The organism is Sphaerisporangium sp. B11E5 (assembly GCF_039871875.1).
Lineage (GTDB): Bacteria > Actinomycetota > Actinomycetes > Streptosporangiales > Streptosporangiaceae > Sphaerisporangium.
Genome location: NZ_JBDPMD010000037.1, coordinates 1 through 23681, shown reverse-complemented (window position 1 = coordinate 23681; position 23681 = coordinate 1). Strand labels below are relative to the sequence as shown.

The following is a 23681-nucleotide window of genomic DNA, read 5'->3' as shown; positions in this document are numbered from 1 at the left end:
GGAGCTGCAGGCCACAGGCTCACCGCCAGAAGCCGGACCGCCCGCGGCGGGCCCCGGCTTCGCCAGGGGGCGCCGCGAGCCCGCGGCAGGGCCCGGTCTCACCCGGGGCAGCCGCGAGCCCGCGGCGGGCCCCGGTCTGGCCCGGGGCAGCCACAAGCCTGCGGCAGGGCCCGGTCTGGCCCGGGGCCGCCGCGAGCCCGCGGCGGGCCCCGGTCTCACCAGGGGAAGCCGAAGAGCCCGTAGTAGGCGGCGATGAGCAGCAGGCCGCCCGTTCCGCCGAGGACCGCCGCGATGGTGAACCGCTGCCATCGTCCCGGTTCCCAGCCGTCCTGCACCGCGGCGTACACCGCCGCCGCGGCCGTGACCTCCTGCACCAGCATGAGCAGCGCCAGCACCCGGACCACCAGCCATCCGGACAGCACCGCGGGCCACGCCCCGGCCTGGTTCACCGAGAACAGCACGATCAGCGTGATGAACGCGACCACCGCCGTGAGCAGCCCCACGCCGGTCCACGCCATGCGGCGCAGCCGCCGCCGGATGGCCGGCCACTGCGGCGACCGGGCCGGCGACACGAGGTCCCGGTCGCGCATCCGCACCACGAACTCGGTGACCGGCGCCGCGACGTACGCCACCGTGGCGAGCATCAGCACCAGCGTGAGGATGGCCCCGCCCGCGTACCACGGCGCCTGCGGCACGTCCGCAGTCTCGTACCGCTGCACGGGTGTGGCGCCCGCGATCTGCGCGCCCGGCGGCGGCAGCGCCGTGCCCGGCAGCCCGAGCACCCAGTTGGCGAGGGTCTCCAGGTAGCCCTTGGTGAACGGCCCGCCGTTGACCCGCATGGCGTGGTCGGCGCCGCCGAGGAACCGGATCGTGTACTTGACGTTGCCCGCCGCCCGCAGCCCCGCGGTGAGCTTCTGCGTGCTCTCCACGAACGGGATGGAGGGGTCCATCGTGCCGTACAGCGCGAGCACCGGCTGGGTGATCTGCCGCAGCGCCGGGTCCGGGTCGTACCGCAGGAAGTCGAACCCCACGCCGCCCATCGCCTTGGTGAGCAGCTCGCGGACCCCCGACGGGGCGTGCAGCCGTTCGAGCTGCTCGTTCAGCGCCCACGCCACCTGGCGCAGCGGCGTGACGTTGGGGGAGGAGACCATCACGGCGAACCCCACGTCGAGGCTGCGCGCCGCGAGGGGGATCACCCAGCTCCCCTCGCTGACCCCCCACAGGCCCACCCGCGAGGGATCGACGTCGGCGCGCAGCTTGAGCGCCTCGATCATGCGCAGCGCGTCGTCGGCGAGCAGGGAGAAGTCGCGGTGCCGGAAGTCGTAGCCGACGGTGCGCTTGTCGTAGGTGAGCGTCACCACCCCGGCCCGGGCCAGCCACGTGGCCTGCGTGGTGAACTCGCCGCGCACCCCCGGGCCGGAGCCCTGCACGAACACCAGCGCCGGGTGCGGCCCGGGTGTGGCCGGCGCGCGGATGGTGGCGCCGAGCGTGGTGTCCCCGGCCGGGACGGTGATCTCCTGCGTGACGATGGCGCCGTCGTGGCGGACCGGGCGGACCTCGGCGGACGGCTGCGGCGGCAGGTGCTGGAAGCTCAGGTCCTCACGGAGGGGCGGCGGGTCGAACGCGGGCGGGGACAGCAGGTATCCCGTCGCGGCCAGCGCCGCGAGAAGCAGCCCGACGGCCAGACTCAGACGGCCCCGCTCGCTCACGCCACCTCCTCGGTCGGGGCGGCTCGTCGTGGCGAGGGCTTTTCCGCCCGAAAATGACCTCCGATCAGTAGGTTAAGTCACGCGGGTGGAACGATGGTACCTGAGGGGCCGCATTTGTCATTGGGACCTGTTAGCTTCCTGCTCCATGCGTCTGCTGCATACCTCGGACTGGCACCTGGGCCGGGCCTTCCACCGTGAAAGCCTCATCGCCGCCCAGGCCGCCTTCGTGGACCATCTGGTCGCCACGGTCCGGTCCGAGCGGGTCGACGCCGTGGTGATCGCCGGAGACGTCTACGACCGGGCCCTGCCGCCGGTGGACGCGGTGGAGCTGTGCGGCGAGGCGCTGCGGCGGCTGACCGACGCCGGGGCGCGCGTCGTGCTGATCAGCGGCAACCACGACTCACCGCGCCGGCTCGGTTTCGGCGCCGACCTCATCGACGCGTCCGGCGTCCACCTGCGCACCGACCCCGCCGGGGTGGGCCGCCCCGTGATGATCGAAGGCGTCGCGGTGTACGGCATCCCGTACCTGGAGCCCGACATGGTGCGCGCCCCCTGGGGCCTGACCGAACGGGGCCACCACGCGGCCGTCGCGCACGCCATGTCCCTGATCCGCGCCGACCTCGCCGGCCGCGGCGCGCCGTCGGTCGTGCTGGCCCACGCGTTCGTCACCGGCGGCGAGTCCAGCGACAGCGAGCGCGACATCAGCGTCGGCGGCGTCCCCCACGTCCCGGTGTCCGTCTTCACCGGCGTCGACTACGTCGCCCTCGGCCACCTGCACGGCCGCCAGCGCATGACCGGGTCCGTCCGCTACTCGGGCTCGCCGATCGCGTACTCCTTCTCCGAGGCGGACCACCTCAAGGGCTCCTGGCTCGCCGACGTCGGCCCCGCCGGCCTGACCGCCGCCACCTTCGTCCCGGCCCCGGTGCCCCGCCCCCTGGCCCGCCTGCGCGGCCACCTGGAGGACCTTCTCACCTCCCCGTCCTGGTCGTCCCACGAGGACCACTGGCTCCAGGTCACCCTGACCGACCCCGTGCGCCCCAAGTCGGCCATGGAGCGCCTGCGGCAGCGTTTCCCCCACACCCTGAACCTCGTGTTCGCCCCCGAGAACGCGCCCGCCGCCCCGCGCGTCCCGCGTCTCGCCGGCCGCCCCGAGATCGACGTCGCCCTCGACTTCGTGCGCGACGTCCGCGGCGAGCCCGCCGACGCCGCCGAGCGGCGGCTCCTGCGCCGGGCCGTCGAGTCGTGCCGCGCCAAGGAGGCCCTGGTTTGAGGCTGCATCGGCTGGCGCTCACGGCCTTCGGGTCGTTCCCCGGGCGGGAGGAGGTCGACTTCGACGCGCTCGGCGAGGCAGGGTTGTTCCTGGTGCACGGCCCCACCGGCGCCGGCAAGACGACCGTGCTGGACGCGGTGTGCTACGCCCTGTACGGCAGGGTGCCCGGTCAGCGCGACAGCGCCCGGCGCCTGCGCTGCGACCACGCGCCGCCCGGCCGGGCCCCCGAGGTCGTGCTGGAGACCACGCTGCGGGGGCGGCGCCTGCGCGTCACCCGCTCCCCGGCGTGGGACCGCCCCAAGCTGCGCGGCGAGGGCGTCGTGGAGGAGAAGCCCAAGATCCTGCTGGAGGAGCTGCTCCCCTCCGGCGAGTGGACGTTCCGCTCCAGCCGCTTCGACGAGGCCGGCGACCTGATCGGCGGCCTGCTCGGCATGAACGCCGACCAGTTCTGGCAGGTCGCCATGCTGCCCCAGGGCGACTTCGCCCGGTTCCTGCGCGCCGACGGCGACGACCGCCGCAAACTCCTGGAGAAGCTCTTCTCCGTCCGCCTCTACACCGCTGTGGAGCAGTGGCTCGCCGACCACCGCACCCGCACCGGGCAGGACCGCCAGACCCTGCGCCACAAGGTCGACTCCACCCTCGACCACATGCGCGGCGCCGCCGGCCCCCTCCTCCTCGAAGCCGCAGGCACCGGCACGGACCCCGACCCCGCCGAGTGGGCGGCCGCCCTGGTGTCCCAGGCGGCCGGGGTCCGGGACACGGCCGGGCACGCCGCCGAGGAGACGGCCGCCACCCTGCGCGCCGCCCGCGACGCCCTGGAGAACGCCCGCGACCTCGCCAAGCTCCAGCGCGCGTACGCCGAGGCCCTGACCCGCCGCGACGACCTGGACCGCACGGCCGACGAACGCGCCGACCTGGAGGCCATCCTCGCTGAGGCGGCCCGCGCCGACCGCGTGCTGCCCCTGATCCACCAGGCCGAGCACCGGTCCGAGGCGGCCGCCAAGGCCGCGGAGCTGGCCTCCGACGCCCTGGCCCGCCTGTCCACGGGCCACGACGCCGGCGTGGACGAGCTCATGGGGCTGGAGCGTGAGCGGCGCGACGAGATGGCGCGGGTGGAGCAGCTCCGGGTGGAGGAGAGGCGGCTGGCCGAGGTGAACGAGGAGCTCGGCCGGCTCGCGGAGCGGCTGGCGCGGCTCGCGGAGGAGGACGGGGACGTGGCGGGGCGGCTCGCGCTGCTGCCCGCCGAGCGGGAGCGGGCCGGGGAGCGGCTGGCGGGCGCGCGGGTCGCGGCGTCGCGGCTGCCGGCGGCACGGGCCGAGGTGGGTGCCGCGCGTGACGACGTGGAGGCCGTGCGGCTGCGGGACACGCTCGCCGCGGACGCGGAGTCCGCGCGGCGGGAGGCGTCCCTGGCGCTGGAGCGGGTCGAGGGACGCGGCGGCCCGGAGGGCGGCGACATCGGGGAGTGGCTGGCGGCGGCGGCCAGGGAGGTCCAGGACGAGCTGGCGGCCCTGGAGGCGCGGCGCGGGGACGAGGAGCGGCGGGCGGAGGTGGAGCGCACGCTGGCGGACGTGGAGGAACGGCTGGCGCGGGTCGCCGAGCGGGAGGCGGGCCTGGCGGACGCGCGGACGCGGTCGCTGGAGATGCTCGCGGAGATCGAGGAGCGGCTCGCCGAGGCACGGGCGGACGCCGCGGCGATCCCGGCGGCGGTGGCGGCCAGGGACGCCGCGGTGCTCCAGGCGGAGCAGGCCGCCCGGCGGGACGCGCTGGAGGGGGAGCTCGCGGAGGCCGAGGAGGAACGGCGGGCGGCCACCGACGAGGCGCAGGAGGCGCGGGACCTGGTGCAGGCCGTCCGGCAGGCCCGCATGGACGGCATGGCCGCCGAGCTGGCCCGGGGGCTGCTGCCCGGCGAGCCGTGCGCGGTCTGCGGGTCGGACGACCACCCGGCGCCCGCGGAGCCCGAGGAGACGACGCCGACCTCCCACGACGAGCAGGAGGCCGAGGCGCGGGCCGAGGCGGCGCAGGAGGCGCGGCAGGCGGCCGAGGGGCGGGTGGCGGCGCTGGCCGCCCGTCTGGAGGAGGCGGCCGCGCAGGCCGGGGGGCTGAGCGTCGCCGAGACGCTGGCGGCGTGCCAGGAGGCCGAGGCGGAACTGGCGCGGCTGCACGCCTCCGCCGCGCGGGAGCCCGCGCTGGCCGGAGAGGCCGCCGGCCTGCGGGCCGGCCTTGAGGACGCGGCGGCCGGCGCGCGTGAGCTCGCCGTGGAGGCCGCCGAGTGCCGCGCCGCCCTGGCCGTCCTCACCGAGGAACTGGACCGTCTCACCCGCACGCTCGACGCCGCCCGGGGCGACGACCCCAGCGTGGCCGCCCGGCGCGACCGCCGCGCCGAGGAGTCACGGGTCCTCCAGGCCGCCGCCGAGGCCGCCGCCCGCGCCGAGGAGGCCGCGGCCGCTCACGAAGCGGCACGCGAGGCCGCCCGTCGTGCCGTCCTGCGCCCCCGTCCTGCCGCCGGCTGGGACCCGCCCTGGGCCACCGCGCCACTGGAGCCGCCCGTCGCGCCCGGCGAGGACGCCGTGGTGGCGATGCCGGCCGACGCCGAGCCTCGTGTGGGCGCTGTGGCGGCGATGCCGGCCGACGCCGAGCCTGGCGAGGAGGCCGTGGTGGCGATGCTGGCCGAGGCCGAGCGGGTGCTGGCGTGGGTGGAGGAGGAAGCCGCGCGGGAGGAGGAGTCGCTCGCGGAGACCCTGCGGGTGGAGGAGGAGCTGGCCGAGGCCGGCGAACGGGCCGCGCGGCTCGGCGTGGAGATCGCCGCCGAGGAGGCGCGGCGGGACGGGCTGGTGGCGGACGCCGCGCGGCTGGCGTCCCTCATCGAGGAGGCCAGGGGCGAGGACGCCTCGCTGACCGCGCGGCTGGAGCGCCTCGCGCACGAGGCCGAGCTGCTGCGCGACGCGGCGGAGGCGGGCCGGGCCGCCGCGACCGCCGCGGCCGAGGCCACGCAGGCGTGGGACCGGGCCGGGCGGGCGGCCGAGGACGCCGGGTTCCCCGGCGTCGCCGACGCCCTGGCCGCGGCCCGCGACACGGCCGCGCGGGAGGCCATGGGCGAGCGGCTCCGTACGCTGGACGCGGAACGCGCCGCGGTGGGCAAGGCGCTGTCGGACCCGGCGCTCGCGGCGGCGGCCGCGATGCCGGCACCGGACCTCGCCGCCCTTGAGTCCGCCCACGACGAGGCCGAGCGGCAGCACGCCGCGCGGGTGTCCACGCGCGACCAGGCCGCGGCACGCCACGACCAGCTCGCCGGCCTCGCGACCGTCCTGGACGGCACGCTGGCCGAGTGGCGTCCCGCCGAGGAGGCGTACCTGCTGGCCAGGCGTCTCGCCGAGCTGACCGGCGGCACGTCCTCCGACAACACCGAGCACATCCGCCTGTCGTCCTACGTGCTCGGGGAACGGCTGCGCCAGGTCGTGGACGCCGCCAACCACCGCCTGGACCACATGTCCGGCGGCCGCTACCTCCTGCTGTACGACAAGCGCAAGACCGCCGCCGACCGCAGGCGCGCCGGCGGCGGCCTCGGCCTGCGGGTCCTCGACGGCTGGACCGGCACCGACCGCGACCCCGCCACCCTCTCCGGCGGCGAGGCGTTCATGACGTCCCTCGCCCTGGCCCTCGCCCTCGCCGACGTCGTCACCGCCGAGGCGGGCGGCGTCGAGCTCGGCACCCTCTTCATCGACGAGGGGTTCGGCACCCTGGACGAGGACACCCTGGACGCCGTACTCGACATCCTCGACGACCTGCGCGACGGCGGCCGGGCCGTCGGCATCGTCAGCCACGTCGCCGAGCTGCGCTCCCGCGTCCCCGCCCAGCTCAGGGTGCACAAGCACCGCCACGGCTCCACCTTGGCGGTCGCCGTCCCCGGCTGACCTCTCTGCAGGTCTACAGGGGAGGGAGCGTGATGGGCGCCAGGAGGTACGCGCCGGTGGCCAGCGCCGCGACGGAGATCAGCAGGAACAGGAAGACGAAGAACCCGGCGGGGAAGGGCGTCAGCCGCGCGAGCTGGTCGGCGTCGGAGTCCGGGGCGCGTCCGCGGCGGCGCTTGCGGCGCAGTTCCAGGATCGGCCGGATGCCGCCGAGCAGCAGGAACCAGGACGCCGCGTGCGCGCCCCAGCCCTGCACCTCCGGCGCGGTGTACATGGAGAGCGTGAAGACCGCCCCGCCGATGGTGACCAGCGCGACGGCGCCGTAGATGTTGCGGATCATCAGCAGCATGCCGGCCAGCAGGACCAGCACCGTCCACAGGAAGATGGTGACGTACCCGGCGGCGGTGAGCCACGCGGCGCCGAGCCCGATGAGGGACGGGGCGATGTACCCGGCCGCGGCCGTGAAGATCATGCCGGGCCCGGTGGGCCGGCCCCGGGTGAGCGTGACGCCCGAGGTGTCGGAGTGCAGGCGGATGCCCTGGAGCTTGCGCCGGGTGAGCAGCGCGACGACGGCGTGGCCGCCCTCGTGCGCCACCGTGATGAGCCCGCGCGACAGGTGCCAGGCGGTGGGGTGCAGCACGACGACCAGAGCGGCGAGCGCGGCCAGCGCGATGATCCATAAAGGGGGTGTGGGCTGCGCCGTGGTCAGGCGCGTCCAGAGCGCGTCGAGCGTCTCCAGGGGTGCCACCTCCGTCGATCGGCCACGGTACGGCGCGACCTAGCATCCCATGATCGGAAGGGCACCGTGTACGCCTGTTTCCGCACCGGCCCGCAAGCCCCTGGTCAGGCGCTGTGCGTCCGGCACGGAAATGATCGGTCCAGGTCATCGAGGGAGATGCGCGGAGAACGGGAGGGGCGGTGGCAGGGTAGGGCCGGGACCACGGGTTCATCGGAAGTTCGGAATGTAGGGCTAAGGTCGGACACGGCCGGTGGAGGGAGCAGTTCAGGAGGGAGGGGACGTGGCGGAGCGGCGGACCCGGGGCCTGCGGAGCCTCGTGCGTGGGCCCGTGCGGAGCGGGGAGCGCCGGGAGGTGGCGCCGGAGCAGTCCATGGACCCCAGGTCCAGGGAGGACGGCAGCCCGGCCCGGCACAGCGTGATCGACAACGCGATCTACGTGGACGGGCGCCGGGTGGCGTCCCCGCCGTCGCTGCCCGAGGCGGTGGCGGCGCTGCGGGGAAGGCCCGGCAGCATGGCCTGGATCGGCCTGTACCGGCCGTCCGAACGCGAGATGCTGCACATCGCCGAGGAGTTCGCCCTGCACGAGCTCGCCGTCGAGGACGCCATCGTGGCCCACCAGCGCCCGAAGGCCGACCGGTACGGCGAGACCCTGTTCCTGGTGCTGCGCGCCGCCCGCTACCTCGACTCCGAGGAGAAGGTGGAGTTCGGCGAGCTGCACGTGTTCGTCGGCGCCGACTTCGTGCTGACCGTCCGCCACAGCGAGGCCCCGGACCTGTCCAAGGTGCGCCGCCGCATGGAGGAGGACCCCGACCTGCTGCGCCAGGGCCCGCAGGCCGTGCTGTACGCCATCCTCGACGCGGTGGTGGACGGCTACGCGCCGGTGGTCGCGGGCGTGCAGAAGGACATCGACGAGATCGAGGTGCAGGTCTTCGGCGGCGACCCGGCGGCCCCGCGGCGCATCTACGCGCTGTCCCGCGAGGTGATCGAGTTCCAGCGCGCCACCCGGCCGCTGCTCGCCATGCTGGAGGGCCTGATCGCGGGCTCCCCCAAGTACGGCGCGGACGGCGAGCTGCAGCGCTACCTGCGCGACGTGGCCGACCACGCCATCACGGTCGTGGAGCGGGTGGACAACTTCCGGCAGATGCTCCAGGACATCCTGATCGTCAACTCGACGCTGGTGAGCCAGGCGCAGAACGAGGAGATGAAGAACGTCACCCAAGCGAGCTACGCGCAGAGCGAGGAGGTCAAGAAGATCTCCTCCTGGGCGGCCATCCTGTTCGCCCCCACCCTGGTCGGCACGATCTACGGCATGAACTTCGAGCACATGCCCGAGCTCGGCTGGGTGTTCGGCTACCCGTTCGCCGTGGCGCTCATGGGCGTGGTGTGCCTCACCCTCTACGTGGTCTTCAAACGCCGCGACTGGCTGTAGGGCAGAGGGGTAGGTCCGCCGGTATGGAAGACCGTGAGCTGGAACTGCACGCCGTCGCGATGGACGAGTTCGGCCTGCGCGTCGGCATGGTCCGCGCGGACCAGTGGGACGCACCCACGCCGTGCTCGGAGTGGACGGTCCGCGACCTGGTGAACCACCTGGTGGTGGAGCAGCTGTGGGTGCCGCCGCTGGTGGGGGGCGCGACGGTGGCCGACGTCGGCGACCGGTTCGACGGCGACCAGCTCGGTGACGACCCGGCCGGCGCGTGGCACCGGGCCGCGGCCGAGGCGCAGGCGGCGTTCGCCGCGCCCGGGGCGCTGGACCGCGAGGTGCATCTGTCCTACGGCACAGTGCCGTGCCGCGTCTACTGCCGCGAGATGGCCACCGACCTCGCCGTGCACGCCTGGGACCTCGCGCGGGCCCTCGGCGTGGACGAACACGTCGACCCCCGGTTGATGGCCGCCGCCTACGACCACCTGGCCCCGATGAGGGAAGGCCTCACCGGCACCGGCCTGTTCGCCGAACCGGTACCCGTCCCCGGCGACGCCGACATCCAGACCCGCACCCTCGCCCTCACCGGCCGCCGCCCTTAGGGCTCCTGGCACCACAAGTGGCGGGCTTGACCTGGCCGGCGGCCGGTGTCGCGCACGAGGCCGCTCGGCAGCGGGACGCGGCCGGCCGCGCGGTCGCACGCGATAAACCCGGTGACGCCGACGATCACCCCCGGGATACTGGTCGCCGATGGATGAGGTCGAAGTGGTCGTCGCCCATTCCGAGCGCGCGACCCTGCGCGTCGGCGACGTGTTCCTGAAGGTGGACGCCGATCAGGCGCGCATCGACGCCGAGGTCGAGGCGATCGCCCTGGCGCCGGTCCCGGCCCCGAAGGTCCTGTGGCACAAGCCGCCGGTGCTCGCGATCGCCGCGGTCCCGGGGACGGCGCTCGGCCGCCTCGGCGAGCCGTCGACCGCGTCCCCGGCGGCGTGGGCCGCGGCGGGCGCCGCCACCCGGAGGCTGCACGACGCGCCGTTGCCGCCCAGGCCCGGCCGGGCCGGCCGGGGCATCGACGAGTTGGCGGCGGATCTCGACGGCGAGTGCGAGTGGCTCGTGACGAACGGCGTCCTGCCCGCCGGCCTGGTCACCCGCAACCGCCAGGTCGCCGAGGCCGCGCTCCGGCCGTGGGCTCCGGTGTTCACGCACGGCGACCTGCAGGTCGATCACGTGTTCGTCGAAGGCGACAGGATCACGGGCATCATCGACTGGTCCGAGGCGGGCCAAGGCGATGCCCTGTTCGACCTCGCCATCTTGACGCTCGGGCACAAGGAACACCTCGGCGACGTCGTCGCCGGCTATGGCGCCGACGTCGACCTCGACGTGATCCGCGCGTGGTGGTCGTTGCGAAGCCTGCTGGCGATTCGCTGGCTGGTCGAGCACGGCTTCGACCCGTTCGCGCCGGGCTGCGAGGTCGACGTGCTGAGATCCCGCGTGTGATGCCGCACGGCCCGGCCGCTCTGAGAAGTCCTGTCGGAACGATCGGCGTCGGGCTCGTGCGGGAACAGGGCTAGGGCAGCATCTTGCGGGCGGCGTCCTCGATCTCGGTCTCGGACAGCAGGACGTGGGCGGCGGCGTCGCCGAGGGGGACGAAGCTGTCCCTGGAGGTGACGCGGGCGACCTGGCCGGTGAAGCCGGCGTCGGCCAGGGCGGCCAGGACGGCCTCGGAGACGCCGCCCGAGCTGCGGGTCTCGTCGGCGATCAGGACCTTGCCGGTGAGGCCGGCGGCGCGCAGCAGGTCGTCCACCGGGAGCGGCGCCAGCCACCGCAGGTCGAGCACCCGGCAGCCGCGGCCCTCGGCGGTGAGCCGGATCGCGGCGCGCAGGCTCATGCGCAGGCCGTTGCCGAACGTCACGATGGTGAGGTCGCGGCCGTCGCCGTAGGAGCGGCCCCGGCCGATCGGCACGTGCGTGTCGGCCCACCGGGACGGCGGCGCGTACGGCGCGAGCCAGCCGTTGTCGCCGTCGTCCATCAGGTCCCGGGTGTTGTACAGCGCGATCGGCTCGAGGAACACGCACACCTCGCCGTCGGTCTTGGCGGCGGCCACGCAGGTGCGCAGCATCGCGGCGGCGTCGTCCGGCCGGGCGGGGGAGGCGATGACCAGGCCGGGGATGTCGCGCAGCGCGGCCACGGAGTTGTCGTTGTGGAAGTGGCCGCCGAAGCCCTTCTGGTAGGCGTAGGAGGCGACCCGCACCACCATGGGGTTGCGGTAGGCGCCCTTGGAGAAGAACCGCAGGGACGCCGCCTCGCCGCGTATCTGGTCGAGCGCGTTGTGCAGGTAGGCGAGGTACTGGATCTCCGGGATCGGCAGCAGCCCCGACACCCCCGCGCCGAGCGCCAGCCCGAGGACGGCCTGCTCGTCCAGCACGGTGTCGAACACCCGGCCCGCGCCGAACCGCTTGAGCAGCCCCCGGGTGACGCCGTACACCCCGCCCTTGCGCGCGACGTCCTCACCGAACACGATCGCCTCGGGGTAGGCGCCGAGCAGGTCGGTCAGCGTGCGGTTGACCGCCTGGGACAACGTGAGCGGGCCCTCGCGCGCGGGCGGCGGCGTGCCGAACAGCGTCTCGCGGGCGAGGGCGGCGCGGGCGGCCCGCGCGGCGACCTGAGCGGGACGGCGCGGCGCCAGCGGCTCCATGACCTCGGCGGCCGAGCGCAGCCGGGGCCGCCGGGTGGATTCGAGCGCCAGTTTGAGCACGTGCTCGCGGATCGTCTCGTACCGCCCGAGCAACTCGTCGGGGTCGGCGAGCCCCGCCTCGACCAGCAGCCGTGCCGTGGCCACCAGCGGGTCGCGCTCCAGGTCGGCGGCGATCTCGCGCGGCGTGCGGTACGCCGACTCGACGTCGGAGCCGGCGTGGCCCATCAGCCGCACGGTGCGCAGGTGCAGCAGGGCCGGCGCGCGGCGGGTGCGCACGTGCTCGGCGGCGCGGCACGCCACGTCGTACGCCTCGGGCAGGTCGCAGCCGTCGGCCTCGAAGCGGGGGATCAGCGGGTGCGCGGCCGACTCCACCCACCGGCTCGGGGTGCGCACGCTGATGCCGATGCCGTTGTCCTCGCAGACGAACAGCACCGGCAGCGGCAGCCCCTGGTAGGCGCAGTACGCGGCGGTGTTGAAGCCGGTCAGGGCGCTCGCGTGGTTGACCGACGCGTCGCCGAAGCCGCACACCGCGATGGAGCCGTCCGGCCAGGGGGTGCCGGTGACGCCGAGCTTGCGTGCCCGCTCGATGGCGAACGCCACGCCGACCGCGCGGGGCAGGTGGCTGGCGATGGTGGAGGTCTGCGGGATGATCGCGAGCGCGGGGTGGCCGAACACCTTGTGCCGCCCGCCCGCGATGGGCTCCTCGGCCGCGGCGGCCAGCCCGAGCAGCACGTCGCGCAGCCCCTCCTCGGCGAGCCGCCCCGCCTGGGCGGAGCGGGCCAGGTAGAACGCGCCGGAGCGGTAGTGGAGCAGCGCGGGGTCGGTGGCCCGGACGGCGGCGGCGACCGCGGCGTTGCCCTCGTGGCCGGCCGAGCCGATGGTGTAGAAGCCCTCGCCCTGCTCGCGCAGCCACCGGGCCGCGATGTCGAGCAGCCGGCTGGCGACCTGGACCTCGAACAGGTCGCGGCACAGGGCGCCGGTCAGCGTCGTGCCCGGCCGGATCAGGAGGCCGGGATCACGGCGTTCCCCCGGCGTCAGCGCGGCGACCGACTCGGTGAAGTGCGTCTCGACAGTGTCGCGGGCCACATCACCGATTATGTCGCCCCTCGGCGCGCCGCGTCCCGGGGCTTGCCGATACGGCCTGCCCCGGGACGGCCCGCCGCGACACGCCGCGGGGGGAATGCGAACTTCGCCCCGGTCAGCCGTCGCGCCGGAACTGGGCGATGGCGACGCCGACCAGCGCGACGCCCATGCCCGCGATGATGAGGAGCTCGACGCCCGCGGGGACGGGCCAGCCGAACCAGTGCACGCCCGGGTTGAGGGCCTGCATGACCTGCGGGGTCACCTCCAGGTGGCTGAAGACCGCGTGGCGCATCGGGTCCACCGCGTACGTCAGCGGGTTGATCTTCGTCAGGAAGTCGAGCCATGCGGGCAGGTTGGCGAGGGGGAACATCGCGCCGGACAGGAAGATCATCGGCATGATGGCCATCTGCATGATGCCGAAGAAGGTCTGCATGTTCTTCATGCGCGCCGCCAGGCTCACCCCGAACGCGGTGATGGTGAACGACGCCAGGAACATCTGGCCGAGCAGCGTGAGGATCAGGCCGGGGGAGTAGGGCACGTTCACCAGCCCGGCCATGGCCAGGATGATCAGGCCCTGCGCGGTGGCCATGAGCCCGCCGCCGAGACACTTGCCGATCACGATCGAGGACCGGCTGACCGGCGCGACCAGCATCTCGCGCAGGAAGCCGAACTCCCGGTCCCAGACGATCGACCCGGCGGAGAACATCGCGGTCGTGATCACCGTCATGGCGATCACGCCGGGGTAGATGAAGGTGCGGAAGTCCACACCCTCGACCGGCCCCTGCGAGACCAGCGTGCTGAGGCCGGTGCCCATCACGAACAGCCAGAGCACCGGCTGGATGAGGGTGGAGATCATGCGGGTGCGGTCGTTGACGAACCGCAGCATCTCGCGGTGCAGCACGATCTTGACGGCCCGCAGGTCGTGCGTGACGCTGCGCCGCGGGACGTGCACCCGGACGACGCCGGGCGTGGTGACGCCTGTGGACATCTTCCTACCTCCTCGCCATGGCGCGCATCCACGACGTGGCGCCGCTCTCGGCCTCGGCGTCGCGGATGGTGGATCCGGTGTAGTTCATGAAGACGTCGTCCAGCGAGGGACGGGACACGCTGACCGAGCGGATCGGCACGCCGAGCTCGGCGAACAGCCGGGGCACGAACTCCTCGCCCGAGGCCACCGCGAAGGTCACCTGGCCCTCGCGCACGGCCGCGTCGATGCCGAAACGCTCCTTCAGCGCGGCGATGGCCTCGGTGTCGTCGCCGGTATGGATCTGCACCCGGTCCTTGCCGATGCTGGCCTTGAGCGCCTCGGGGGAGTCGACCACCACGATCTCACCGTGGTCGATGATCGCGATGCGGTCGCAGTACTCCGCCTCGTCCATGTAGTGCGTCGTCATGAAGATCGTGATGTCCTCGGTGCGCCGCAGCTTGTTGATGTACCCCCAGATGGCCGACCGGGTCTGCGGGTCGAGCCCCACGGTGGGCTCGTCGAGGAACAGCACCCGGGGGGAGTGCAGCAGGCCCCGGGCGATCTCCAGGCGGCGCTTCATGCCGCCGGAGAACGTGAGCACCTTGCCGTCCTTGCGGTCCCACAGCGCGACCATCTCCATGACCTGGCGGATGCGGTCCCCGACCACCTCACGCGGCACGCCGTACAGCTCCGCGTGGAACCGGAGGTTCTGCTCGGCGGACAGGTAGCCGTCCAGCGTCGGGTCCTGGAACACCAGCCCGATGTTGCGCCGCACCTCGTCGCGCTCGCGCACGATGTCGTGCCCGGCGACCTCGGCCGAGCCGCCCGTGGGCCGCGCCAGGGTGCACAGCATGCTGATCGTGGTGGTCTTGCCCGCGCCGTTCGGCCCGAGGAACCCGAACACCTCGCCGGGCCTGACCTCGAAGTCGATGCCCTTGACCGCGTCCACCTTGCCGTAGCTCTTCCTGAGGCCCCGCACCGCCACGGCCGGTGCCTCGTCCCTCTCGTTCGCCGTCACTCGTCCCCCTTGCCGTGCTCCGCCGGCATGTCAGGTGCGCCGCCGTCCTCGTCCTCGGCGAGGATCGCGAAGACCGAGCGCCTGGTCCTCTTGAGCAGATCGCGCGCCGCGGCCGCCTGCCGGGGGCTGGCCACCCGGATGAGCTGGCCGAACGCCTCGTCGAGCTGGCCCCACAGCATGCGGAGCTGCATGATGTCCTCGGGCAGCGTGTTCGCCACCTCGGCCCAGGGCGAGGTCGTGTGCCGCGCGGTCCCACAGCGCGACGCGGTCGCGGCCCTCGTCGGTGAGCCGGTAGATCCGGCTGCCCGCGGCCTCCTCGCCGCTGACCAGCCCTTCGTCCTCGAGCTGCTGGAGCGCCGGGTACACCGACCCGGGGCTCGGCCGCCAGATGCCGCCGCTGCGGGCGTGGATCTCCTGGATCATCTGGTAGCCGTTGCGTGGCTCCTCGTGCAGCAGGGCCAGCAGCGCCGCGCGCACGTCACCCCGCCGCACGCGGGGCGCGAAGTGGCCGCCGAGCGGTGGCCCCGGCGGGCCCGGCGGGCCCCATTCGCGGTACCGGTGCCCCTCGTCGTGCCTGGGCGGGCCGTGCGGGCCGGGAGGAGCCGGGCGCAGCCAGTCCCGGGGATCGCTCATGTCCTCACCTTCCCAACTATCGAGATACGTGAACGATATATCTAGATAGTTGAGACGAACAACCCATTTCTGGTGAAGGACGGGAAAGTTAAGGCTCGTTAACGAACGTGTGCAGCGCCACCCGGGCCATCCGGTGCAGAAGCTCGGCCATCTCGGCGCGCGGCAGCTCGCCCGCGCTGTGCGGGGTGGAGTTGAGCAAGCCGAACACCGCGTGGGTGGCCGCGCGCAGCCGCGCCGGCCGGGCCGCGGGGTACAGCTCGCTGAGCACGGTGACCCACTCCTCGACGTACAGCCGCTGCAGCCGCCGGACGCGGCGGCGCTCGGCCTCGGGAACGTTCCCGAGCTCCCGGTCGTGCACGGTGATCAGCGCCGGGTGGTCGAGCGCGAACTCGATCTGCCCGGCGATCAGCGCGTCCAGGGCCTCGGCGCCGTCCGAGGCCCGGGTCACCCGCTCCACCGCCGCGCCGCGCAGCCGTTCGCTGACGTCGAGCAGCATCTCGGCCAGCAGCGATTCCTTGCCGTTGAAGTGCCGGTACAGCGCGGGCCCCGAGATGCCGACCGCCGCGCCGATCTCCTCGGTGGACACCCCGTGGAAGCCGCGCGCGGCGAACAACGTGGCCGCGGCGGACAGGATCTCCCGGCGCCTACGGCCCGGAACTCGGGTAGGACTCCGCATAACGGTCACGAGCCGCAATGGTAGACGAATACGTTAATGCTGACTAACATCCAGGGGCGGTGTTAGCGCGCGTTAACCCAGTCGACAGAGGCAGGAGGTACGTCGCCATGGCGCCTGTGCTGCGGACGGCCGCCGTCCCGGAGGGCGAGGAGTACAAGCGCAACGCCGAGGTCAACGAGCGCCTGGCGGCCGAGTTGCGTGAGCGCCTCGCGACCGCCGCACTCGGCGGCCCCGAACGCGCACGGCGTCGGCACCTCGACCGGGGCAAGCTGCTGCCCCGCGACCGCGTCGCCACCCTGCTCGACCCGGGTTCCCGCTTCCTCGAGCTGTCCCCGCTCGCCGCCACCGGCCTGTACGGCGACGAGGCCCCGGCCGCCGGCATCATCACCGGCGTCGGCCGGGTCAGCGGGCGCGAATGCGTGATCGTCGCCAACGACGCCACCGTCAAGGGCGGCACCTATTACCCCGTCACGGTCAAGAAGCACCTGCGTGCCCAGGAGGTCGCCCTCCACAACCGCCTGCCGTGCCTGTACCTCGTCGACTCGGGCGGCGCGTTCCTTCCCCTTCAGGACGAGGTGTTCCCCGACCGCGAGCACTTCGGCCGCATCTTCTACAACCAGGCCACCATGTCCCGGCGGGGCATCCCGCAGATCGCCGCCGTGCTCGGCTCGTGCACGGCGGGCGGCGCCTACGTGCCCGCCATGAGCGACGAGGCGGTGATCGTGCGGAACCAGGGCACGATCTTCCTCGGCGGGCCGCCCCTGGTGAAGGCCGCCACCGGCGAGGAGGTCAGCGCCGAGGAGCTCGGCGGCGGCGACGTGCACGCCCGGGTCAGCGGCGTCACCGACCACCTCGCGCGCGACGACGCCCACGCGCTGTCCATCGTGCGCGACATCGTGGCCACCCTCGCGCCGCGCGCCGCCGCCCCCTGGGAGCGGGCCCTGCCCGAGGAGCCGCTGCACGACCCGCGTGACCTGTACGGCATCGTGCCCGCCGACACGCGCGTGCCGTACGACGTGCGCGAGGTGATCGGTCGGCTGGTGGACGGCAGCCGCTTCCTGGAGTTCAAGGCCGAGTACGGCCCGACGCTCGTCACCGGCTTCGCCCACCTGCACGGCCACCCCGTGGGGATCGTCGCCAACAACGGCATCCTGTTCGGCGAGTCGGCGCTCAAGGGCGCCCACTTCATCGAGCTGTGCGACCAGCGCGCGGTGACGCTGGTGTTCCTGCAGAACATCAGCGGGTTCATGGTGGGCCGCGCCTACGAGGCGGGCGGCATCGCCAAGCACGGCGCCAAGATGGTCACCGCGGTGTCCTGCGCCCGGGTGCCCAAGTTCACCGTGGTGATCGGCGGGTCGTTCGGCGCGGGCAACTACGCGATGGCCGGGCGGGCGTACTCGCCGCGGTTCCTGTGGATGTGGCCGAACGCCCGCATCTCGGTCATGGGCGGGGAGCAGGCCGCGAACGTGCTGGCCACGGTGCGTCCCGCCGGATCGGGGGACGAGGATGAGTTCAAACGGGGCATCCGTGAGCAGTATGAGGAACAGGGCAATCCCTACCACTCCACGGCCCGCCTGTGGGACGACGGCGTGATCGACCCGGTCGACACCCGCACCGTTCTCGGGCTGGCCCTGTCCGCGGCGGCCAACGCCCCGCTCGACCCTGTCGGCTACGGCGTCTTCCGGATGTGAGGCATGTTCGACACCGTTCTCGTCGCCAACCGGGGTGAGATCGCCCTGCGGGTCCTGCGCACCCTGCGGCGCCTCGGCGTCCGCTCGGTCGCCGTGTACGCCGACGCCGACGCGGGCGCCCCGCACGCCGCGGCGGCCGACCTCGCGGTGCGGCTGCCCGGCGGGTACCTCGACATCGAGGGCGTCGTCGCCGCGGCGCTGGCCACCGGCGCGCGGGCCGTGCACCCCGGGTACGGCTTCCTGGCGGAGAACGCCGCGTTCGCCCGGCGCTGCGCCGAGGCGGGCCTGGTGTTCGCCGGGCCGCCGCCCGCCGCGATGGAGGCCATGGCCGACAAGATCCGCGCCAAGGCCACCGTCGCCGCCGCCGGGGTCCAGGTGGTGCCGGGCGGCGCCGAGCCGGGCGACGACCTCGCCGCGGTGGCCGAGGCCATCGGGTACCCCGTGCTGATCAAGCCGTCGGCGGGCGGCGGGGGCAAGGGCATGCTGGTCGTGCGGTCGGCCGGCGAGCTGCCCCAGGCGCTGGAGTCGGCGCGGCGCACCGCCGTGGCGGCGTTCGGCGACGGCACGCTGCTGCTCGAGCGGTTCGTGGCGAACCCCCGGCACATCGAGATCCAGGTGATGGCCGACTCCCGCGGCGGCGTCGTGCACCTCGGGGAGCGCGAGTGCAGCCTCCAGCGCCGCCACCAGAAGATCATCGAAGAGGCGCCGTCGCCGCTGCTCGACGACGCCACCCGGGCCGAGATGGGCGCCGCCGCGGTCCGCGCGGCGGCGGCCGTCGGGTACGTGGGCGCGGGCACCGTCGAGTTCATCGTGCCGGGCGACGAGCCGGGGCACCCGGGCTACTTCATCGAGATGAACACCCGGCTCCAGGTGGAGCACCCGGTCACCGAGCTGGTCACCGGCCTCGACCTGGTGGAGCTGCAACTGCGCGTCGCGGCGGGGGAGCCGCTGCCGTTCGCGCAGGGCGAGGTGCGGGCACGCGGCCACGCCGTCGAGGCCCGCGTGTACGCCGAGGACCCCGCGCACGGTTTCCTGCCCACCGGCGGCCGGGTGCTCGCCCTCGCCGAGCCCGGCGCGACGGGGGTGCGGGTGGACTCCGGCGTCCGGGCCGGCAGCGTGGTCGGCAGCGACTACGACCCCATGCTGTCCAAGGTGATCGCGTGGGGCCCCGACCGGGCGTCCGCGCTGCGGCGGCTGGACGCGGCGCTGCGCGAGACCACCGTGCTCGGGGTGACCACCAACGTCGCGTTCCTGCGGGCCCTGCTCGCCGACCCGGCCGTGGCGTCCGGCGACCTCGGCACCGGCCTGATCGACGAGCGGCTCGGCGCGCTGCTCGCCGCCGCGTACGGCGACGGCGCCCTGCCCCCGGACGTGCGGGCCGCCGCCGCGCTCGTCTTCCAGGACGACCTGGCCGCGGCCGCGGGGGACGACCCCTGGGACGTGCCGGACGGGTGGCGGCTCGGCGAGCCCGCCTGGACCACCTGGGTGCTGGAGACCCGCGGGAGCACCGCCCGGGTGAGGGTGCGCGGCCTGCCCGCGCACGGCGCCGAGGTGGCGCCGGGCGACGAGGCCCCTGTCGCGGCGCGGCTGGCCCGCGCGGACGGCGAGGTGCTGGTGACCCTGGACGGGGTGGCGCGCCGGTACGCCTGCGCCTCCGACGGCCGCACCCTGTGGCTCGGCAGGGACGGGCAGGCCTGGGCGATCACCCCGCACGTGGCGGGCGACCCCGGCGACGCGGCCGCGGCGGGCGGGGCCGGCGACGGGGTGGTGCGCAGCCCCATGCCCGGCACCGTGTTGCTGGTCAAGGTGGTGCCCGGCGAACGGGTCACCGAGGACCAGCCGCTGCTGATCGTCGAGGCGATGAAGATGGAGCACACCGTGACCGCCCCGATCGACGGCGTCGTCGCCGAGCTGTCCGCACGCGCGGGCCGCCCCGTCGACATGGACGCCGTGCTCGCCGTCGTGCGCCGGGAGGAGGAGTCGTGATGCGCCAACCGATGCGGGTCCCGGCCGAGGGCCTGCCGGACCGGGTGACGATCTACGAGGTCGGCCCCCGGGACGGCCTGCAGAACGAGAAGACCGTCGTGCCGGTGGAGACCAAGGCCCGCCTGGTGCGCCGTCTCGCCGCCGCCGGGCTGACCACCATCGAGACCACGAGCTTCGTCCACCCCGAATGGGTGCCGCAGCTCGCCGACGCCGAGGACCTGCTCACCCGGCTGGAACAGGTGCCCGGCGTGCGGTACCCGGTGCTGGTGCCCAACGAACGGGGCCTGGACCGGGCGCTCGCGCACGGCGTCACCGAGATCGCGATCTTCGGCAGCGCCACCGAGACGTTCGCCCTGCGCAACCTCAACCGGAGCCTCGCCGCCTCGATCGAGATGTTCACCCCCGTGGTGACCCGCGCCACCGAGGCCGGTCTGCGGGTGCGCGCGTACCTGTCGATGTGCTTCGGCGACCCCTGGGAGGGCCCGGTGCCGGTCGAGCAGGTCGTGCGGACCGGCAGGCGGCTGCTCGACCTCGGCTGCGCCGAGCTGTCCCTCGGCGACACCATCGGCGTCGGCACCCCGGGGCACGTCACCGCGCTGCTCGCCGCCTTCGCCGCCGCCGGGGTCGGCCCGGAGCGGCTGGCGGTGCACTTCCACGACACCTACGGCCAGGCGCTGGCCAACACACTGGCCGCGCTGCGGGCCGGGGTGACCGTCGTCGACGCCTCCGCCGGGGGCATCGGCGGCTGCCCCTACGCGCGCAGCGCCACCGGCAACCTCGCCACCGAGGACCTGGTGTGGATGCTCACCGGGCTCGGCGTCGAGACCGGCGTCGACCTAGAGGCGCTGGTCGCGACCAGCGTGTGGCTGGCCGGGGAGCTCGGCCGCCCCAGCCCGTCCCGCGTCGTCCAGGCGCTGTCCAAGGAACAGGAGCCAGACCATGCACAGGCTTGACGACGAGTACGAGGCGCTGCGCAAGACCGTCGAGGAGTTCGCCAGGGACGTCGTCGCCCCGGTGATCGGCGACTACTACGAACGCTGCGAGTTCCCCTACGACATCGTCGCCCAGATGGGGCGCATGGGGCTGTTCGGCCTGCCCATCCCGGAGGAGTACGGCGGCATGGGCGGCGACTACTTCGCCCTGTGCCTGGCCCTGGAGGAACTGGCCCGGGTGGACTCCTCGGTGGCCATCACCCTGGAGGCCGCGGTGTCGCTCGGCGCGATGCCCCTCCACCGGTTCGGCACGCCCGAGCAGAAGGCCGAGTTGCTGCCCCGGCTCACGTCGGGCGAGACGCTCGGGGCGTTCGGGCTCACCGAGCCGGGCGGCGGGACGGACGTGCCGGGCGGCATGCGCACCACCGCCGTCCTCGACGGGGACGAATGGGTGATCAACGGCTCCAAGGCCTTCATCACCAACTCCGGCACCGACATCACCGGGTTCGTCGCGGTCGCCGCGATCACCGGGCGGCGGGAGCGGGAGGACGGCACGAGCGCGCCGGAGATCAGCACGATCATCGTGCCGGCGGGCACCCCCGGGTTCACCGTGTCCAAGAAGTACTCCAAGGTCGGCTGGTCGGCCTCCGACACCCGGGAGTTGTCGTTCTCCGACTGCCGGGTGCCGGCCGCCAACCTGCTCGGCGAGCGGGGCCGCGGGTACGCCCAGTTCCTGCAGACCCTGGACGAGGGCCGGGTCGCCATCGCGGCGCTGTCGGTGGGCCTCGCGCAGGGGTGCGTGGACGAGAGCCTGCGGTACGCCGCGGAGCGGCACGCGTTCGGCATGCCCATCGGGCGGTACCAGGCCATCCAGTTCAAGATCGCGGACATGGAGGTGCGGGCGCACACCGCGCGGCTGGCGTACCACCACGCGGCGGAGAAGATGCTCGCCGGGGAGATGTTCAAGAAGGAGGCCGCCATCGCCAAGCTGGTCGCGTCCGACGCCGCCATGGACAACGCGCGCGACGCCACCCAGATCTTCGGCGGCTACGGCTTCATGAACGAGTTCCCCGTGGGGCGCTTCTACCGCGACGCCAAGATCCTGGAGATCGGCGAGGGCACCAGCGAGGTGCAGCGCATCCTCATCGCCCGGCAGCTCGGCCTGCCCGCCTGAAGTGTGGGTCGAGGTCTGGCAAAGTTCTCGCCCTCGCGGTTCACTCAGGGGAGGGCCCCGCAGAAACTTGTCGTTATGCACCGGGAGAGCCGTTTGGGGGACTTCCTCCGAGCTCGACGTCATCTGACGGCCCCTGAGCAGGTCGGGTTGCCGCTGCTGCGTGAGCGCCGCCGCACACCCGGCTTACGCCGGGAGGAGGTGGCCACGCTCGCCGGAGTCAGCACCGATTACTACGTCCGCCTGGAGCAGGGCCGGGAACGCAACCCGTCCGACCAGGTCCTGGACGCCCTCGCCCGCGTCTTCCAGCTCGGCCCGGAGGCCGCCGAGTACCTGCACGAACTGGCCCGCCCACGTGGCCCCCGCTGCCGGGCCGTCCCGCCCCCGCGCGTGGACCGCAACGTGGTGCTGCTGATGAAGAGCTGGGACCGGGTGGCGGCGTACGTCGTGAACCAGCGGCTCGACGTGCTGGCCCGCAACGCCGTGGCCGACGCCCTGTACGAGGGCCTGGAGCACAACGACAACCTGCTGCGGCTCGCCCTGCTCAACCCGAGGGCACGGGATTTCTACGTGGACTGGGAGAAGGACACCCGGCACAAGATCGCGCACCTGCGTGCCGTGATGGGGGCCGACCAGGACGACCCCATGCTGGCCGAACTCGTCGAGCAACTGTCCGCCGGCAGCGACGAGTTCCGCCGCCTGTGGGCCCGCCACGACGTACGTCACCGCGTCCGCGCCCCCGTGCGTTTCCACCACCACGCCGTCGGCGTCCTGGTCACCACCATGGAGGTGATGAGCATCGACAGCGCCCCCGGCCAGAAACTCGTCACCTTCCAGGCCGAGCCCGGCAGCCCCTCGGAACACGCCCTGGCCCGCCTCGGCGGCGCCCGCGGCGCACCACGGCGCACCTCGACGTACGGCGCGTGACAGGCGGGCCGGGGAGGGTTGTGGTGAAAGTGGACGGACGACGGGTCTACTCCCTAAAGTCCTTTTCATGACTTCTGATGATCTTCTGGTGCGCAGGGCCGTACACGACGATGCCGAGGAGATCTTCGGACTGACCCGGGAGTTCGCCCTCTCCGTGCGTCCCCGCCGCGCCCCGTTCGACCAGCACCTCCCGGCCCTGCTGGCCAACCCCGACGCCCTGCTGCTGGTCGTCGTGGTGGACGGCCACGTCCGCGGCTACCTCCTGGGCTTCGTCCACCTCACCCTGTTCGCCAACGGCCACGTCGCGTGGGTGGAGGAAGCCGTCACCCAGCACGGCTTCCGCCGCCGTGGCCTCGGCAGGGCCCTGCTGGAGTCCTTCGAGGTCTGGGCACGCGAACGGGACGCCCACTACATAGCCCTGGCCACCCGCCGGGCGCCCGAGTTCTACGAGGCCCTCCACTACGAGTCCGCCGGCACCTACTACCGCAAGACCCTGAAACCCGCCGAGGACCAGGCCTAGCTCGTACGGCGCCCGGCGGGCCGTGTCAGGACGTGAGCTGGGCGTCCAGGCGGTAGCCGTCCACGGTGACGTAGACCGAGTCGCCGGGGCGGGCGTTCAGGCGCATCAGGACCGGTTGGAGGGAGTCGAAGACCGGCTGGCGGTCGCGCCAGACGAGGACCACGGCGTTGTCGCCTGGGCCGGTCACGGAGAGCAGGGTGCCGGGGCGCATGCCGAGTTGGGTTGCGTAGCCCTCGGGGACGGGGACCGGCTCGCCGCGCAGGTGCTCGCTGGTGACGTCGATGCGCTGCCACCGGCGGGGGTCGGAGGCGGGGCCGGGGAGGGGGCGCTGGGGAG

The 23681-nt window shown here is 73.8% G+C and carries 18 protein-coding genes and 2 pseudogenes; 11 read left to right on the top strand and 9 right to left on the bottom strand.

Features of this window, described 5'->3' with window-relative positions; translation table 11 throughout:
- Positions 1 to 215: 215 nt before the first annotated feature.
- The gene (locus tag ABGB17_RS27485) at positions 216 to 1709 is read right to left on the bottom strand and encodes a prolyl oligopeptidase family serine peptidase (protein ID WP_347634571.1); all 1494 of its coding nucleotides are present in this window, start codon (positions 1707 to 1709) and stop codon (positions 216 to 218) included.
- 145 nt (positions 1710 to 1854) lie between these two features.
- On the opposite strand from ABGB17_RS27485, the gene ABGB17_RS27480 reads away from it, so the two are divergent.
- Both ABGB17_RS27480 and ABGB17_RS27475 read left to right on the top strand, forming a co-directional pair.
- Positions 1855 to 2979 carry an exonuclease SbcCD subunit D gene (locus tag ABGB17_RS27480; protein WP_347634569.1) on the top strand — a complete coding sequence of 375 codons (1125 nt, stop codon included), beginning with the start codon at positions 1855 to 1857 and terminating at the stop codon, positions 2977 to 2979.
- Positions 2976 to 6890 carry an AAA family ATPase gene (locus tag ABGB17_RS27475; RefSeq protein WP_347634567.1) on the top strand — a complete coding sequence of 1305 codons (3915 nt, stop codon included), beginning with the start codon at positions 2976 to 2978 and terminating at the stop codon, positions 6888 to 6890. The genes ABGB17_RS27480 and ABGB17_RS27475 overlap by 4 nt, the downstream gene beginning before the upstream one ends.
- 13 nt (positions 6891 to 6903) lie before the next feature.
- On the opposite strand, the gene ABGB17_RS27470 is transcribed toward ABGB17_RS27475, so the two are convergent.
- Positions 6904 to 7635, bottom strand: coding sequence for a M50 family metallopeptidase (locus tag ABGB17_RS27470; protein WP_347634565.1), 732 nt, complete (start codon positions 7633 to 7635; stop codon positions 6904 to 6906).
- A gap of 271 nt (positions 7636 to 7906) precedes the next feature.
- Between ABGB17_RS27470 and ABGB17_RS27465 the strand changes: the two genes are divergently transcribed.
- The 3 genes from ABGB17_RS27465 to ABGB17_RS27455 all read left to right on the top strand — a co-directional run bounded on the left by ABGB17_RS27465 (position 7907) and on the right by ABGB17_RS27455 (position 10543).
- Positions 7907 to 9055: a magnesium and cobalt transport protein CorA gene (locus ABGB17_RS27465; RefSeq protein WP_347634563.1), complete on the top strand. Its 1149-nt coding sequence runs from the start codon at positions 7907 to 7909 to the stop codon at positions 9053 to 9055.
- 23 nt (positions 9056 to 9078) lie between these two features.
- Positions 9079 to 9648, top strand: coding sequence for a TIGR03086 family metal-binding protein (locus ABGB17_RS27460; RefSeq protein ID WP_347634561.1), 570 nt, complete (start codon positions 9079 to 9081; stop codon positions 9646 to 9648).
- Between the two features lie 148 nt (positions 9649 to 9796).
- On the top strand, positions 9797 to 10543 hold the full coding sequence (locus tag ABGB17_RS27455) for an aminoglycoside phosphotransferase family protein (RefSeq protein ID WP_347634559.1): 747 nt from the start codon (positions 9797 to 9799) through the stop codon (positions 10541 to 10543).
- A gap of 70 nt (positions 10544 to 10613) precedes the next feature.
- On the opposite strand, the gene ABGB17_RS27450 is transcribed toward ABGB17_RS27455, so the two are convergent.
- From ABGB17_RS27450 to ABGB17_RS27425, 6 genes and pseudogenes are all read right to left on the bottom strand, one after another.
- Positions 10614 to 12827: a thiamine pyrophosphate-dependent enzyme gene (locus ABGB17_RS27450; protein ID WP_347634557.1), complete on the bottom strand. Its 2214-nt coding sequence runs from the start codon at positions 12825 to 12827 to the stop codon at positions 10614 to 10616.
- A gap of 112 nt (positions 12828 to 12939) precedes the next feature.
- Complete coding sequence (locus ABGB17_RS27445; protein ID WP_347634555.1) at positions 12940 to 13812, bottom strand: ABC transporter permease; 873 nt, start codon at positions 13810 to 13812, stop codon at positions 12940 to 12942.
- 4 nt (positions 13813 to 13816) lie between these two features.
- On the bottom strand, positions 13817 to 14809 hold the full coding sequence (locus tag ABGB17_RS27440; protein WP_347634553.1) for an ATP-binding cassette domain-containing protein: 993 nt from the start codon (positions 14807 to 14809) through the stop codon (positions 13817 to 13819).
- Positions 14806 to 15027: a hypothetical protein gene (locus tag ABGB17_RS27435; RefSeq protein ID WP_347634681.1), complete on the bottom strand. Its 222-nt coding sequence runs from the start codon at positions 15025 to 15027 to the stop codon at positions 14806 to 14808. Before ABGB17_RS27435 ends, ABGB17_RS27440 begins: the two co-directional genes overlap by 4 nt.
- 103 nt (positions 15028 to 15130) lie before the next feature.
- A pseudogene (locus tag ABGB17_RS27430) lies at positions 15131 to 15232 on the bottom strand (helix-turn-helix transcriptional regulator); the annotation flags it as partial.
- 298 nt (positions 15233 to 15530) lie between these two features.
- Positions 15531 to 16118: a TetR/AcrR family transcriptional regulator gene (locus ABGB17_RS27425; protein WP_347634677.1), complete on the bottom strand. Its 588-nt coding sequence runs from the start codon at positions 16116 to 16118 to the stop codon at positions 15531 to 15533.
- A 107-nt stretch (positions 16119 to 16225) separates the two neighbouring features.
- Between ABGB17_RS27425 and ABGB17_RS27420 the strand changes: the two genes are divergently transcribed.
- The 6 genes from ABGB17_RS27420 to ABGB17_RS27395 all read left to right on the top strand — a co-directional run bounded on the left by ABGB17_RS27420 (position 16226) and on the right by ABGB17_RS27395 (position 23345).
- Positions 16226 to 17809 carry a carboxyl transferase domain-containing protein gene (locus tag ABGB17_RS27420; RefSeq protein ID WP_347634551.1) on the top strand — a complete coding sequence of 528 codons (1584 nt, stop codon included), beginning with the start codon at positions 16226 to 16228 and terminating at the stop codon, positions 17807 to 17809.
- 3 nt (positions 17810 to 17812) lie between these two features.
- Positions 17813 to 19795, top strand: a complete 1983-nt coding sequence (locus ABGB17_RS27415; protein WP_347634549.1) for a biotin carboxylase N-terminal domain-containing protein — start codon at positions 17813 to 17815, stop codon at positions 19793 to 19795.
- On the top strand, positions 19795 to 20748 hold the full coding sequence (locus ABGB17_RS27410) for a hydroxymethylglutaryl-CoA lyase (protein ID WP_347634547.1): 954 nt from the start codon (positions 19795 to 19797) through the stop codon (positions 20746 to 20748). Before ABGB17_RS27415 ends, ABGB17_RS27410 begins: the two co-directional genes overlap by 1 nt.
- A complete protein-coding gene (locus ABGB17_RS27405) occupies positions 20735 to 21901 on the top strand; it encodes an acyl-CoA dehydrogenase family protein (RefSeq protein ID WP_347634545.1) in 1167 nt (388 codons plus the stop codon). Before ABGB17_RS27410 ends, ABGB17_RS27405 begins: the two co-directional genes overlap by 14 nt.
- Positions 21902 to 21994: 93 nt before the next feature.
- Complete coding sequence (locus ABGB17_RS27400) at positions 21995 to 22825, top strand: helix-turn-helix domain-containing protein (RefSeq protein ID WP_347634543.1); 831 nt, start codon at positions 21995 to 21997, stop codon at positions 22823 to 22825.
- 67 nt (positions 22826 to 22892) lie between these two features.
- Positions 22893 to 23345, top strand: a complete 453-nt coding sequence (locus ABGB17_RS27395; protein WP_347634541.1) for a GNAT family N-acetyltransferase — start codon at positions 22893 to 22895, stop codon at positions 23343 to 23345.
- A 25-nt stretch (positions 23346 to 23370) separates the two neighbouring features.
- On the opposite strand, the pseudogene ABGB17_RS27390 reads toward ABGB17_RS27395, so the two are convergent.
- Positions 23371 to 23681 (bottom strand): annotated as a pseudogene (locus ABGB17_RS27390) (hypothetical protein); the annotation flags it as partial.

Bases quoted from the DNA above. Each gene is read 5' to 3' on its own strand.
- ABGB17_RS27480 (WP_347634569.1), top strand. From the start codon at position 1,855: ATGCGTCTGCTGCATACCTCGGACTGGCACCTGGGCCGGGCCTTCCAC.
- ABGB17_RS27420 (WP_347634551.1), top strand. From the start codon at position 16,226: ATGGCGCCTGTGCTGCGGACGGCCGCCGTCCCGGAGGGCGAGGAGTAC.
- ABGB17_RS27460 (WP_347634561.1), top strand. From the start codon at position 9,079: ATGGAAGACCGTGAGCTGGAACTGCACGCCGTCGCGATGGACGAGTTC.
- ABGB17_RS27425 (WP_347634677.1), bottom strand. From the start codon at position 16,118: ATGCGGAGTCCTACCCGAGTTCCGGGCCGTAGGCGCCGGGAGATCCTG.
- ABGB17_RS27395 (WP_347634541.1), top strand. From the start codon at position 22,893: ATGACTTCTGATGATCTTCTGGTGCGCAGGGCCGTACACGACGATGCC.
- ABGB17_RS27455 (WP_347634559.1), top strand. From the start codon at position 9,797: ATGGATGAGGTCGAAGTGGTCGTCGCCCATTCCGAGCGCGCGACCCTG.
- ABGB17_RS27410 (WP_347634547.1), top strand. From the start codon at position 19,795: ATGCGCCAACCGATGCGGGTCCCGGCCGAGGGCCTGCCGGACCGGGTG.
- ABGB17_RS27405 (WP_347634545.1), top strand. From the start codon at position 20,735: ATGCACAGGCTTGACGACGAGTACGAGGCGCTGCGCAAGACCGTCGAG.
- ABGB17_RS27415 (WP_347634549.1), top strand. From the start codon at position 17,813: ATGTTCGACACCGTTCTCGTCGCCAACCGGGGTGAGATCGCCCTGCGG.
- ABGB17_RS27445 (WP_347634555.1), bottom strand. From the start codon at position 13,812: ATGTCCACAGGCGTCACCACGCCCGGCGTCGTCCGGGTGCACGTCCCG.